This is a genomic window from Streptomyces sp. NPDC048269, from assembly GCF_040652395.1.
Lineage (GTDB): Bacteria > Actinomycetota > Actinomycetes > Streptomycetales > Streptomycetaceae > Streptomyces.
The window spans coordinates 78,071-90,373 of record NZ_JBEZLW010000020.1 but is presented as its reverse complement, the minus strand read 5'-3'; the positions used below and the strand labels follow the sequence as shown (position 1 = coordinate 90,373).

Genomic DNA, 12,303 nt, shown 5'->3' with positions numbered 1-12,303 from the left:
CCGTTCAGCAGCTCAGCGCAACGGCAACAGGAAGAGGCACGGCCATGACACTCCCCGCACAGCGCCACGGCACCGACCCCGGAGGGGAACTGGCCGAGCCCGGCTTCTGGCAGCAACCCCCCGCCCACCGCCTGGCGGTCTTCGCCCGCCTGCGCGCCCTCGACTCCCCCGTCTTCGTCCCCGAGGGCACCGGCCACTGGGCCCTCGTCCGCCACGCCCAGGTGCAGGAGGCGAGCCGCCTCCCCAAAGTCTTCGCCAGCGCTCCCGGCGTCACCACCCCCGAACCCGCTCGCTGGGTCCGCGCCCTGTTCGGCGACTCGATGGTCAACCTGGACGGCCCCGACCACGCCCAGCTGCGCAAGATCGTGCAGCGGGCCTTCACGCCCCGCCTGCTGGCGGCCGCCGAGGAGGACATCCACGCGGTGGCGGCCCGCATCGTGGACGACGTACTCGCCGAGGAGCCCGACGAGTTCGTCTCGGCCGTGGCGTCCCGGCTGCCCCTGGAGGTCATCTGCAACATGATGGGCATCCCGGAGCGCTACCGGGCGGAGATCGCCGACCGCGTCAACCACGCCTCCGAGAACATCGGCGTGGAGCGCGGTCTGGCCGCCCGGCTGCGGATGCCCGGGCGCGGCCTGCGGGCGCTCGCCAGGATGCAGCGGATGGTGGCCGGCATCGGGCGGGAGCGGCGGAAGAACCCCACGGACGACCTGATCTCGGCTCTGGTGTGCGCGAACGTCGACGGCCAGGCCCTCGGCGCCCGCCAGCTCGGCGCCTTCTTCTCGCTCCTGATGGTGGCCGGGGTGGAGACCACCCGCAACGCGATCACGCACGGACTGACCCTGCTGACCGACAACCCGGACCAACGGGACCTGCTGCTCTCGGACTTCGAGAAGTACGCGGACGGTGCGGTGGACGAGATGATCCGACACTCGACGCCGATCATCCAGTTCCGCCGGACCGTCGCCGCCGAACACACCCTGGACGGACACCTGTTCCACCCGGGCGACAAGGTGGTCCTGTACTACGCCTCCGCCAACCGTGACGAGGCCGTCTTCCCGGACCCCGACGCCTTCGACATCACCCGCTCACCCAACCCGCACCTGGGGTTCGGCGGCGGCGGACCGCATTTCTGTCTGGGCGCGCACCTGGCCCGGGTGGAGATGAAGGCCCTCTTCCGCGAGCTGCTGACCCGCCCGGTGGGGCTGCGCGCGGTGGGGCTGCCGGATCTGGCCGGGTCGAACTTCGACAACCGGGTCCGCTCGCTCAAGTTCGCCTTCGAGCGGCCCTGACCACGGCAACCCGAGCACGGCGACCCGTGCGTCCGCGCACGCGGAACCGGCCACCGGGCAGGCTGGGAGCCCGGCGGCCGGAGCAGGTGGTGGCAGCCCCCGCGGGCGGCTACTGCTGCAGGCTCTGCACCGTGATGACGCAGTGGGCGCTGCTCGTCAGCACTTCCTCGTCGCCCGCGAACGCCTGGAGCACCTCGGCGGACACCGGCCGGCCCGGGACGGCCTCGGCCCACGGCCGCGTGGCGAAGAGGAAGTACGCCTGACCGCTCTCGTTGGCCGCGGCGACCCACTCGTCCGGGGCGGTGCAGGTCGCGTTCAGCCCGGGCAGGGTCAACGCGATCTGGTTGCCCGCGAGCAGGATCTGCACCGCGAAGGTGCGCGGGCTGCGGGTGCCGTCCATGACCACGTCGCCGATGGGCAGGCCGATCTCCTCCAGCAGCCCGCGGGCGGCCTCCTCGCTGGCCTTCTGGCCCTGCGGGCCGTCGCCGAGGGTGTAGGCGAGGAGGTACGGAATGTCGTGGCCTTCGGAGGGATCGCCGATCCAGGCGAGCACCGAAAGGGTGCCGAGCACGGACCGGTCGATTTCGGCTTGAGTAGAAGTCATGCGCCGCACCCTAGTGGTCTACCGCCCGGCCCTTTCACGGCCTATCACCCAGGCGGGCTAGACGGCCCAGAATCCCGTTCCGGAATTCGCCTGCATGTTCGCGTCCTGGTACTGGAGGCGCACAATGCGCGCGTTTTCCGGGATTTCGAACACTACCCATCCCTCTGCCCGCTCACCGACCGCGAGGGAATCGAAGACGAGCGGTTTGCCGGTCGTCAGCTCACCGGTGGGCACCACCGGGTGGCGCTGCCCCGCGCTGTCGTGCGCCCACATGCGTCCGAGCGCCCCGTACGAGGCGCCGCCCACGTTGACGAACGACATCGAGGCGGCCACCCAGCGCTTGCCGGCCGGCGGGGCGAAGTTCTTCTCCACGCTGACCGCGGGGTCGACGTACGCGCCCAGCACGGCCTGCAGGTGCCGGCCGATCTGGTCGCCGTGCACCCGTACGGCCTCACCCACACGGGCATCCTTCTCCCCGGTCCGGGCGGGGACCTCGTCCGCGCCGGGCGCCCCGTCGTCCGCCGCACCGCCGTCCACCGGGACGGCGGGCGCCGCGGCCGGGGCGAGCGCGGCCCCCTCGGGCGCGCTCTGGCAGGCCGTGGCGCCCAGCAGGAGGACCGGGAGGAGGGCGGCGGCGAGGACGGGGCGGCGGACCGGGCGGAGAGCGGCGGCGAGGACGGGGAAGCGGGCGGGGACGGCGGACTGACGCATGCGGGATCCCTCCGGGGATGTATTTCAGTCAGTCTCACGCGCCCGAGCGGGCAATTGCACACACCGACACGAGTGTGGGAAGAGAGTTGCCGCCCATATGCCAGCACAATGCGTTCCGGCGGATTACCGCCCCCGCTCCCACCTGGAGGAACAATGCGCACCATCGGCCGCCGACTGGCCCTGACCGCCTTCTCCGCACTGACCGCCGCCACGGTATTCACCGGTTCGGCACAGGCCACCGTTTTTGACCAGGGAATTTCCGTACAGCCGTACGGTCACATTTCCGAGGACGGCAAGGTCACCCTTTCCGGCACCTACCACTGCCAGGCCGCGTCACCCATGGGGGCGAGGCTGCAGATTTCGGCGGCCGTCGTCCAGGACGGCACCCGGCTCGCCTTCGGCGGCGGCGAGGCGGACTGCGACGGGCAGGAGCACGAGTGGCGGGCCACCGGCTCGCTCAAGTACACCCCGGACTTCCACCCCGGCCAGGCGCTCGCCGAGGCCCAGCTCAACGAGATCCACTTCTCGGGCCTGCTGCCGCGCTCCGTCGACACGGTCGCGGAGGACCGTCAGGAGATCGAGCTGACCACCCACCACTAGCGGCGGCTACCGGCCGAGCGGACACCGTGCCGGTAGCCGCCGCTACCGGCACTCGGGCGCGACGTCCGTCATCGACATGAACGCCACCGACTGGCACCCCGGGACCGCGTGCGGCCGCCCCGTCGTCCAGTCCACGACCGTCGGTACTCCGGCGGCCAGCAGGAGCACGGCGAGGATGCCCGTCACGGCGCCCTTGTTCAGCCTGCGCACGGCACGTTCCGTTCCATGGTCCGCATCATCACCCCGCCCCCCGCGCCCCACAACTCGGCGTGACATCCCTGTCACCCCGCGCTCCGTGGGCTGCCCGCCGCGTCGAACTCGCACCACACGGCCTTGCCGTCGCCCCGGGACTCCACGCCCCAGTGCGTGGCCAGCGCGTCCACCAGCAGGAGCCCGCGTCCCGTGGTGGCGGCCTCGCCCGGCGTGCGGCGGCGCGGCCACACGCTGGACCGGTCCTTGACCCACAGCCGGATCCGCCGGACCGGCTCGGGCAGCACCTCCATGGTCAGCACCGCCCCGCCGTCGGTGTGCAGCAGGGCGTTGACCAGCAGTTCCCCGGCCGCCAGCTCCACGTCGTCGGCGAGGTCCGGCATGCCCCAGTCGCGCAGGGCCTGGCGCAGCGCGTAGCGGGCCTCCGAGAGCCCTTCCGGATCGGCCTGGTGGACGTACTGGTGGATGCGCGGGGCCCGGTGGGTGCCCGGGTCGGGGGCCCGGCGCAGCACCAGGAGGGCCACGTCGTCCCCGGAACCCCAGCGCTCCCAGAGCCGGTCCAGGAGGTGGTCGGCGAGCGCCCCGGCCTCCTGCGGGCCGCTGCGGACCACGTGGGCGAGGGCCTCCATGCCCTGGGTGATGGCCGTCCCCGGCTCCTCCACCAGGCCGTCCGTGCACAGCACCAGCGTCTCCCCGGGCACCAGGTCGAGGCGGGTCTCGGGGAACTCCTCCTGCTCGAAGACCGACGCCAGCCCGAGCGGCAGGCCGCCGCGCACGTTGGGCCAGCCCGTACGGCCGTCCGTGTGCCGGATCAGCGGGCCCAGGTGTCCCGCGCGCACCGCCCGTACGCCGCCGGTCTCCAGGTCCACCTGGGCGTACATGCACGTCGCGAAGCGCTCGGTGTCCAGCTCGGCGAGGAAGCGCGAGGCCCGCGCCAGCACGGTGGACGGCGGATGCCCCTCCCCCGCGTACGCCCGCAGCGCGATCCGCAGCTGGCCCATGATGGCCGCCGCGTGCGTGTCGTGGCCCTGTACGTCGCCCACCACGATCCCGACCCGGTCGCGCGGCAGCGCGATCACGTCGTACCAGTCCCCGCCGACCTCCCGCCCGCTCCAGGCGGAGTGGTAGCGGACCGCGATCTCCCCGCCCGTGATCTCGGGGATGCGGCGGGGCAGCATGGCCGCCTGCAGGCCCGTCGCGAACTCCCGCTCCTGGTCGAAGAGGAGCGCCCGCTGCAGCGACTGGGCCACGATGCCCGCCAGACCCAGGCAGAGGTTCTTCTCCTCCGGGCTGAAGTCGGTGCGCCGCCGGTAGAAGAGGACCAGTCCGCCGATGGCCTTGGCCTGCGCGATCAGCGGCAGATAGGCGGCAGCGTCGTACTGGATCCGGTTCAGGTAGTCCCCGAGCAACGGGAACTCCTCGCCGAGCGCCGCGAGCGAGGTGACGAAACGTGCCTGCCGGGTGATCACCGCGTGCGACAGCGGCAGCGACCCGTCCAGCCGGGTGAAGTTGCGTTCGCTGAGGATCTCGAGCGTCTCCCCGCTCATCGCGATCATCTTGATCGTGCCGCCCTCGACCAGCCCCAGGGCCAGCCCGTCCGCGCCGAGCCGCTCCAGCGCGCCCGCGCCCGTCAGCGCGGCCGTGACGTCGTCGACCGTCACCGCCCGCGAGAGGGCCTCCGTGGTCCGCTGGACGATCGTCGTCTGCTGGGCCCGGGCCGTCTCCAGTTTGCGCAGCAGCGTGGCCTGCGCCAGCTCCGCCGTCGCGTCCCGGACGATCCCCACGATCAACCGCGGCTGCCCGTCCTCGTCCCGGATCACCCGGCCCTGGGTGTGGGTCCACTGGTCGCGGCCGTCTCGGCGCTGCACCGTGAAGTAGGCACCGTACGACTCCTCGCCGCTGGCCAGGACCCCCGCGATGGTGTCACGCAGCCTGACGGCGTCCTCGGGCCGGATCCGCCGGCCGAGGGCCTGCGGGGTGCCGTCGAAGCCTTCCTGCTCCAGGTCGAACACGGCCGAGCCGGCCTCGTCCACGGCCAGCGTGTCGGCCCCCAGGTCCCATTCGAAACTGCCCATGCCGTTGAGTGCGAGCCGTTCCCCGGCCCCGGTCACGGGGGTCTGCCGGCCCTGCTCCGGGCTGTCGCGCTCCGCAGCTGTCAAGAGACTCACACCACCTAACGGCCGGGCCAGCAAGGCTGGGAGATCAGCCGGTCCCACTCCTCGTCAGGATGCCCCGGAAGGGTGCGCCCGGCCTCCCGCCAGCGCATGACGAGGGAGAGGTAGATCGGGGGCTGGGCTGCGTGGGAGGCCGTGGCGTAGGGCCCGCGGTCGTACCCGCCGGTCCTGGCCGTGTTGGGCCTCGCCGCGGCGGGCTGTTCCCCACGGCTGGCGGGAATGCGTACCCAGCCGCGGCCCTGTGCTCGCTCCGCGCTCATCGCGGACCCCTCTCACCGCGTCTCACCGCGGATATCACCGCGGATACGTCTTCGGAAGCCCGGCCGCGGCCCCTGGGTACTCCCCCGGGCGCGGCCCGCGGGAGTACCGGACGTCACCCGTGGAGCCCGGCAGCGGGCTCCGGGCGCCGAGGCGCTTGCGGACTCCTCCCACCAGTCTCCCCGCCGTGAACCCCGCACCGTGCACGAATCGCATGGAAGGGCCGAATGAGGGAGCCGTCAGCAGCCCCGCGAAGAACAGTCCCGGCCACGAGGACTCGAAGCCGGGGCTCAGCTCCGGCGTCCTGCTCGCCCCCACGGTCACCAGCGCGGCCCGCAGCCCCGCGTCGAGCAGCTCCAGCCGGCCCAGGTCCGGGGTGAACCCGGTGGCGGCGATGACGTGCGCGGTGTCCAGGACCACGGACTCCCCCGCCCTGGTGGTCAGCCCGAGCCGGGTCCGCTCACCGACCGCCACCGCCCGGTGCAGGTGGTGCCCGAGCAGGACGGGGACGCGCCGCTCGAACCGGTCCCGCAGCCACCAGGCGCCGGCCGGCCCCAGCGCGGTCGCCGCGATCCGCTCCCGGGTGGCCGCGGGCAGCCGCCGGACAGCCCACGGCAGCTCCGACCACACCCAGCTGCGCCAGCCGGTGCCGAGCCCGCTGTGCGGATCGCGCAGGGCCCGCAGCCGGGGCCTGACCAAGGGCTGCGGCACGGTGTTCCAGTTCAGCCGCGAGCGCCGGGCGACCAGGCAGGGCCGGGCGCCCTGTTCGGCCAGCAGCGCGGCGGTCTCCAGTGCCGCCTGCCCGGCGCCGAGGACGGCGACCTCGCGCCCGGCGAAGCCGGACAGGTCCCGGTGGCCGCTGCTGTGCGAGTAGTGGCCCGGCGGCAGGTCGCGCAGCGCCGGGGGGTGGTGGACGAACGGCATCACCCCGACCGCGAGGGCGACCGTACGGGCCAGGAGCGGCGGTCCCTCGGCGATGCGGACGCGGAAGCCGTCGCCCTGCGGGGTCACCTCCGTGACCGTCACCTCCTCCACCTCCGGCGCGGCATGGCGGGCGAACCACATCCCGTACGAACTGAACGTGCCGATGGGCAGCGGAGTGCCGTGTTCCGCGGGCAGTCCGCGCGTGCCGCAGTAGTCGGCCAGCGTGAACCGCCCGTCCGGCGCGGACAGGTTGGAGGACCAGGGCTCCGACTTCAGGTACATGCCCTCGGGCATGTGGTCCCGCCAGGAGGCCATGGGCCGCCCCAGCAGCCGTACGTCCAGCCCCGCACCCGCCGCGTGCGCGGCGATCGACAGCCCGTACGGGCCCGCGCCGACCACCACGAGATCGTCCATCCGCGTCACGGCCGTTCCTCCAGCTCCATGGTCATCGACCCGGCCCGGGCCGGGTCAGCGGGTCACCAGCTCGTCGGGCTCCGCGGATGCCCCCGACGGCGCGGGCCGGGAGAGCCCGCCCGGCTGCGGCTGGTCCCCGTCCCGCTGGCGGGGTGCCCGGACCACCGCGCGGGCCGTACGCCTCCCCTGTGCGGGGACGCCCCGCAGGGCGAGCGCGCCCTTCCCGAACCCGCGCCCGAGGAAGGCGCCGAGCATCGCCAGGAAGGGCAGCGGGTCGTCGGCGGCGAACCAGGCCGTCTCGACCCGCCCCCGCGCGGTCTTCGGCAGCGGCCGCACCGTCCGGGCCCACCCGCGCCCGCGCGGATGCGGCAGCCCCTCCGGAGGCGCCGCGCCGGGCCCGGCAGGATCCGTCTGGCACGCCGTCAGGCGGCGCGGCAGCGAGCGGCCGCGCACCGCCGCCAGCAGCGCGTAGTTCTCGGCGACGAAGACCCGGCCCGGCCCGCCCGAGGGCGCCGGGACCCGTTGGCCCGTCAGATCCAGGTACATCGCCTGTACGACGTCCAGCCCGGCGGTGTCCGTGAACAGCCGGAACTGCGCGCCCGGGCGCGGGTTGAAGTCCACCAGCCGGAAGGTGCCCCGCTCGTCCCGGCGGAAGTCCAGGTCCAGGATCCCCTGGTAACCGAGGCGTTCGGCCAGCCGCAGCCCCGCCTCCTCCACCGCCGGATCCGGCAGCCAGCGCCCCACGGCCGTCAGCCCCGTCCGCACCGGCCAGGACAGCTCCTTGCGGCCCGATCCCACGAGCAGCGGATGCCCGCCGCGGCCGAACGCGCCGTGGAAGAACCAGTCGGTGTCCGGCCCGGCCGGCAGGAACCGCTGGAGCAGCAGCCCGCTGCCGGCCTCGGCGGAGCGCTCGTACAGCCGCCGCGCCTCGGCGGCGGTGTGCACCAGCGTGGTGCTCCGCAGCCCGTCGGATCCGGTCGGCAGCAGCCAGGGCCGGCTCCACTTGGCGACCACCGGCAGACCGAGCCGCCAGGCGGCCTCCGCCGCCTCGGCGCCGCTCGCCGGGACGACGGTCTCCGGGTGCGGGACGTCCCACCGCGCGCAGAGCCGTGCCAGTTCGGCCTTGTCGGCCACCCGGGCAGGGAGGTTGTCGGGCTGATGGGGAATCCGGAAACGGTCCGTCAGCATCGGTGCCACCCGGGACACCGCGATGGCGCTCAGATCGTCCATGGCGACGAGCACGGCCGGCCGGCCGATCCGCTCCGACACCCCGGTCAGGCACTCCAGCAACGCCTCGGGCGCCTCGGGGTCCAGCCCGCCGGGCGGCCCCGGATGCACGGCGTGCAGATACCTCGAGCGCGCCATGGGTCCTCCCCCGGCCTCGACGACGGCATGCACCTCCACGCCCTTGCGGCCAAGGGATCTGACGGCGCCAAGGGTTCCGTGGTGGAACGGATTCCGATCGAGTCTGAGCAGAACTGCGGGCACATGGTCGAGATATGCGTGCATGGCAACGGTGTCTTTCACCTAGTCGGACCAAGTGGGGATGATGCGCAGCTGCGAATGGCCTATGCGGCGGTCACCGGACAGGCCATTCGTCAGATGTGATGTCTAACGTCTTTGGTAAGCCCACCGATTCAGGAAAGCTCGGGAGACGCCATGCCCACACCACGCCGCCGACTGGTGAGCACCTGCATCGGTACGGTCACGGCCGGACTGCTCGCCACGGGGGCCGCGCTCGCGGAACCCGAGAAGGAGGGGACCCAGGGCTCGGACATCGCCATGGGCGCCTACCTCGACTACGGGCCGCCCGGCGTGGCCCGGATCCCGCGCCTGTCGCGCTGGCTGGGCGGCAAGCAGATCCGGGTCGGGCACACCTACCTGCCCGGCGACCGTTGGGCGGGCATCGAGGGCCGCGTCTCCTTCCTGGAGAGCTGGGCGCAGTGGCGCCTGGCCGACGACGACCGGATGTTCGTCCTCAACGTGCCCATGCAGGAGCGGAACGAATACCGGCTGTCCGACCGTCAGGTGGGGCGGCTGATCAGGGCGGGCGCGTGGGGCCGGTACGACCTGCACTTCAGACGGCTCGCCGAGCGGCTCGTGGACCTCGGCCTCCCGGACACGGTGATCGTGCTCGGCTGGGAGATGAACGGCAGCACCTACTCCCACCGCTGCGGGCCGGACCCGGAGAACTGGAAGGTGTACTGGAAGCGCATCGTCAACACGATGCGCTCGGTGCCCGGCCAGGAGTTCAAGTTCGACTTCGCCCCGAACAGGGGTGCGGACGCCATCGGCTGGACCCGCTGCTACCCCGGCGACGACGTGGTCGACATCATCGGGATGGATTCGTACGACCAGGGTCCCGGCCGCGACTTCGACGACCAGATCACCCAGCCGTACGGACTCCAGCAGCACGTCGACTTCGCGAAAGCACACGGCAAGGAGATCTCCTACCCGGAGTGGGGGCTGTTCCGGCGCGGGGACAACGCGGAGTACGTCCGGCGCATGCTGAAGTGGATCGAGCAGCACAAGCCGCTCTACCACACCATCACCGACTACTGCCCGCACGGCGTCTGGCAGTGCAAGCAGAACCCGCGGTCCTCCAAGGTCTTCCGTGACGCGCTGAGGCCGGAGGAGCCCGGCCCGGTGATTCCGACCCCGGTGATCCCGACCCCGGTGGTGCCGACCCCCGTGGTCCCGACCCCGGTCGTCCCGACCCCCGTGGTGCCCACACCGGCCGTACCGACTCCCCAGATCCCGACTCCCCAGATCCCGAGTCCCACGGTCCCGACGCCGCAGGTCCCGACGCCCGAGATCCCCAACCCCTCGCCGGTGGTCCCGACGCCCGAGCCCTCGCCGGTGGTTCCGACGCCGGTGGTCCCCACACCCGAGGTCCCGACACCCGGACTCCCCACACCCGAGGCCCCGACTCCGACCCCGACCCCGGTGCCGTCCCCCGTCATCCCGAGCCCGGTCGTGCCGAAGCCCGAGCCCGCACCCGCGACGCCGACGCCGGTCCCGACCCCCACGCCCAAGCCGGAACCGACCAGGCCGCCGGTCAACAGCACGCAGTGGTGCATCCCGCTCAGCTTCGGGGAGTGGCTCTCCAAGCTGGTCGGCGACCAGTCGGTCTGCATCAAGTTCGACTGGGGCGAGAGCTCGGGCTACTGGCCCTTCTAGACGGGTCATCGCACCCGCAGTTCGTTGAGCCGTGCCCGCCAGTCCCGGGCGGCCGGCAGCGCCTCCCGCAGTGCGTCCACCGCCCGCTCGCGCCCCGTGACCTGCGACTCGTGCAGCCGCAACAGGGGCGTGAGCGCGTTCGTGGCCAGCAGGAACCGCTGGTTGACCACCGTCTCGGGCCGCCAGTGGTTCTTGTACGGCTCGTTGCCGCGCAGGAAGCTCACCACCGGGCGGCCGTCGGCGAGCGCCCGCCCTGCCTCGTAGCGCAGCAGCAGCGTCGCCACGTCCACCTTGCGCGCGCGCAGGTCGGGATCGGCGCCGTAGAGGTAGCCGCCGCTCAGCCCCGCCGACAGCAGCGTGACGTTGGCCGCCACCACCTTCCCGTCCAGCCGGAACTCCGTCAGCCGCCCCTCCCCCGCCCGCACCATCCGCCGGGTGGCCCGGGTGAGGTGCTCGGCGAAGCGGGGCCTGAGGTGCTCCGGGGTCACCCCGCGGCCGCGCCACTGCTTCTCGTGCAGCCGCAGCAGGGTCCGTACGGCACGCGGCACTTCCTGCTCGGTGACCTCGTGCTCCTCGATCCCGGCCGCGTCGGTCTTGCGGAGCTTGGCCCGCACCCGCTGGGCACCGGAGGCCGGCATCCGTTTGACCAGCTCGTCGAAGGGCAGCGTGGGCAGTTCCATGCAGGTGGAGTCGGTGAGCTTGCTGCGGGCGCCGTTCCACGCCTCGTACACCGCCTCGGCGGCGGCCCCGGGGCGCACCTCGCGCAGGTCGACGACCGCGCCCCGGGCTGCCCGGTGCAGCCCGCGGGCCAGCGCCGGGACGACCTGGCCCGCGTGCTCGGCGGCCACGAGCACGTCGAAGTAGTCGGTGATGGGGCCGCCGAGCGGCACCAGCAGCGGCAGCGGCCGGTGTACGAGCATCAGCGCGGCCGCGCCGACCAGCTCCTCGCCGCGCCGCACGAGGACGATCCGTAGCCGGCCCTCCTTCCCGTACGACAGCCACCAGGAGTGCAGCCATGCGTGGCTCTGGAAGGGTGTGGCGGTGGGGCAGGCGCGGAGGAGACGGTTCCACGGCTCCTCCAGCGCGGCGAACTGCCGGGGGTCACGGCACAGCGTCACCGAGAGGGCCCCGGCGGAGCCCGAACTCATCGCACGGACTCCTTCTCCTTGGTCTCGGCGTGCTCACCCTGCGCGGGGAGCGAGGGATACTCCCCGACGACCGGCCGGCCCCCCTCTTGCTCCTCCTTCTCCTCCTCCTTGCGACGGCCGGGCCGGGCGAGCAGCCACAGCCCGCCGAGCAGGCCGCCGGCACACATCCCGACGGCACCGCTGATGGCGGCGGACGGGGAGGCCGGGTCGCTCGGAGCGACGGCCTGGTTGAAGAGGAGCAGCTGTACGCCGGTGTTCTTGGCGGCCTGGTTGCTGCTCAGCGACAGGGCGTCGGCCACCGCGTTGGCGATGTCGGCGGCCTCGGCGGGGCTCGTCGACGTGCCGGTGATGGCGATCATCGGCGACTCGGGGGAGGTCTCGGCCCGCACCTGGGTCCGCAGCTTCTGCGCACCGATGCCGGCCCGGGGCTGGGCGTAGGCGAGGGTGGAACTGCTCGTCGCGATACGGGCGTAGGCCTGGGCGAAACCGAGGGCGGTCGCCGGCTCGGTGGTGTCGTCCGGCACGGCGACGACATAGCTCGTGGCGGCGTACTCGGGTGCCTTGAGCACCCCGTACGCCCCGCCCGCGGCCAGCCCGAGCAGGGCGCACGCGGGCAGCGGCCACCACACGGGGGGCCGCGTGAACCGCAGCCGCGGCCTCTTCTCGGAGCGGTGGTCGGACTTCCTCTCGGCCTTCTTCTCGACTCTCTTCTCGACCTTCTTCTCGGCCTTCTTCTCGGCCTTCTTCTGCTCGGCGCTGTCGGCCATGTTCGTGCTCGCTTCCTGACT

Annotated in this window: 12 protein-coding genes; 3 read left to right on the top strand and 9 right to left on the bottom strand. The window is 72.9% G+C overall.

The window, feature by feature from the left end:
• The first annotated feature begins 44 nt into the window (after positions 1-44).
• A complete protein-coding gene (locus AB0D48_RS22360) occupies positions 45-1,292 on the top strand; it encodes a cytochrome P450 (RefSeq protein ID WP_362399523.1) in 1,248 nt (415 codons plus the stop codon).
• A 109-nt stretch (positions 1,293-1,401) separates the two neighbouring features.
• Here AB0D48_RS22360 and AB0D48_RS22355 read toward each other — a convergent pair whose 3' ends face one another.
• Positions 1,402-1,896 (bottom strand): DUF5949 family protein, encoded by a 495-nt coding sequence (locus AB0D48_RS22355; protein ID WP_362399520.1) that lies wholly within the window; start codon positions 1,894-1,896, stop codon positions 1,402-1,404.
• A 57-nt stretch (positions 1,897-1,953) separates the two neighbouring features.
• On the bottom strand, positions 1,954-2,607 hold the full coding sequence (locus tag AB0D48_RS22350; RefSeq protein ID WP_362399518.1) for a hypothetical protein: 654 nt from the start codon (positions 2,605-2,607) through the stop codon (positions 1,954-1,956).
• A 153-nt stretch (positions 2,608-2,760) separates the two neighbouring features.
• Between AB0D48_RS22350 and AB0D48_RS22345 the strand changes: the two genes are divergently transcribed.
• Positions 2,761-3,207 carry a DUF6299 family protein gene (locus tag AB0D48_RS22345; RefSeq protein WP_362399515.1) on the top strand — a complete coding sequence of 149 codons (447 nt, stop codon included), beginning with the start codon at positions 2,761-2,763 and terminating at the stop codon, positions 3,205-3,207.
• A gap of 42 nt (positions 3,208-3,249) precedes the next feature.
• Here the strand turns inward: AB0D48_RS22345 and AB0D48_RS22340 are convergent, their stop codons facing one another.
• The 5 genes from AB0D48_RS22340 to AB0D48_RS22320 form a co-directional block, all read right to left on the bottom strand.
• Entirely contained in the window at positions 3,250-3,417 is a 168-nt protein-coding gene (locus AB0D48_RS22340; RefSeq protein WP_362399512.1) for a hypothetical protein, read from the bottom strand.
• Positions 3,418-3,488: 71 nt separating this feature from the next.
• Positions 3,489-5,585 (bottom strand): SpoIIE family protein phosphatase, encoded by a 2,097-nt coding sequence (locus AB0D48_RS22335; protein ID WP_362399509.1) that lies wholly within the window; start codon positions 5,583-5,585, stop codon positions 3,489-3,491.
• Positions 5,586-5,590: 5 nt separating this feature from the next.
• Positions 5,591-5,851 (bottom strand): hypothetical protein, encoded by a 261-nt coding sequence (locus AB0D48_RS22330; RefSeq protein WP_362399507.1) that lies wholly within the window; start codon positions 5,849-5,851, stop codon positions 5,591-5,593.
• A 34-nt stretch (positions 5,852-5,885) separates the two neighbouring features.
• Positions 5,886-7,187: an NAD(P)-binding domain-containing protein gene (locus AB0D48_RS22325; RefSeq protein ID WP_362399600.1), complete on the bottom strand. Its 1,302-nt coding sequence runs from the start codon at positions 7,185-7,187 to the stop codon at positions 5,886-5,888.
• Between the two features lie 54 nt (positions 7,188-7,241).
• Positions 7,242-8,696 (bottom strand): ATP-grasp domain-containing protein, encoded by a 1,455-nt coding sequence (locus tag AB0D48_RS22320; RefSeq protein WP_362399504.1) that lies wholly within the window; start codon positions 8,694-8,696, stop codon positions 7,242-7,244.
• 150 nt (positions 8,697-8,846) lie between these two features.
• Between AB0D48_RS22320 and AB0D48_RS22315 the strand changes: the two genes are divergently transcribed.
• Complete coding sequence (locus AB0D48_RS22315; RefSeq protein WP_362399501.1) at positions 8,847-10,367, top strand: glycosyl hydrolase; 1,521 nt, start codon at positions 8,847-8,849, stop codon at positions 10,365-10,367.
• 5 nt (positions 10,368-10,372) lie between these two features.
• On the opposite strand, the gene AB0D48_RS22310 is transcribed toward AB0D48_RS22315, so the two are convergent.
• Complete coding sequence (locus tag AB0D48_RS22310; protein ID WP_362399499.1) at positions 10,373-11,515, bottom strand: GNAT family N-acetyltransferase; 1,143 nt, start codon at positions 11,513-11,515, stop codon at positions 10,373-10,375.
• Positions 11,512-12,282, bottom strand: coding sequence for a lipopolysaccharide biosynthesis protein (locus AB0D48_RS22305; RefSeq protein WP_362399496.1), 771 nt, complete (start codon positions 12,280-12,282; stop codon positions 11,512-11,514). Before AB0D48_RS22305 ends, AB0D48_RS22310 begins: the two co-directional genes overlap by 4 nt.
• Positions 12,283-12,303: the final 21 nt, after the last annotated feature.

What these genes read in the sequence shown, in the direction of transcription:
- AB0D48_RS22315 (WP_362399501.1), top strand. Translation starts at nt 8,847, where the DNA reads ATGCCCACACCACGCCGCCGACTGGTGAGCACCTGCATCGGTACGGTC.
- AB0D48_RS22345 (WP_362399515.1), top strand. Translation starts at nt 2,761, where the DNA reads ATGCGCACCATCGGCCGCCGACTGGCCCTGACCGCCTTCTCCGCACTG.
- AB0D48_RS22305 (WP_362399496.1), bottom strand. Translation starts at nt 12,282, where the DNA reads ATGGCCGACAGCGCCGAGCAGAAGAAGGCCGAGAAGAAGGCCGAGAAG.
- AB0D48_RS22310 (WP_362399499.1), bottom strand. Translation starts at nt 11,515, where the DNA reads ATGAGTTCGGGCTCCGCCGGGGCCCTCTCGGTGACGCTGTGCCGTGAC.
- AB0D48_RS22330 (WP_362399507.1), bottom strand. Translation starts at nt 5,851, where the DNA reads ATGAGCGCGGAGCGAGCACAGGGCCGCGGCTGGGTACGCATTCCCGCC.
- AB0D48_RS22350 (WP_362399518.1), bottom strand. Translation starts at nt 2,607, where the DNA reads ATGCGTCAGTCCGCCGTCCCCGCCCGCTTCCCCGTCCTCGCCGCCGCT.
- AB0D48_RS22355 (WP_362399520.1), bottom strand. Translation starts at nt 1,896, where the DNA reads ATGACTTCTACTCAAGCCGAAATCGACCGGTCCGTGCTCGGCACCCTT.
- AB0D48_RS22360 (WP_362399523.1), top strand. Translation starts at nt 45, where the DNA reads ATGACACTCCCCGCACAGCGCCACGGCACCGACCCCGGAGGGGAACTG.
- AB0D48_RS22325 (WP_362399600.1), bottom strand. Translation starts at nt 7,187, where the DNA reads ATGGACGATCTCGTGGTGGTCGGCGCGGGCCCGTACGGGCTGTCGATC.
- AB0D48_RS22320 (WP_362399504.1), bottom strand. Translation starts at nt 8,696, where the DNA reads ATGCACGCATATCTCGACCATGTGCCCGCAGTTCTGCTCAGACTCGAT.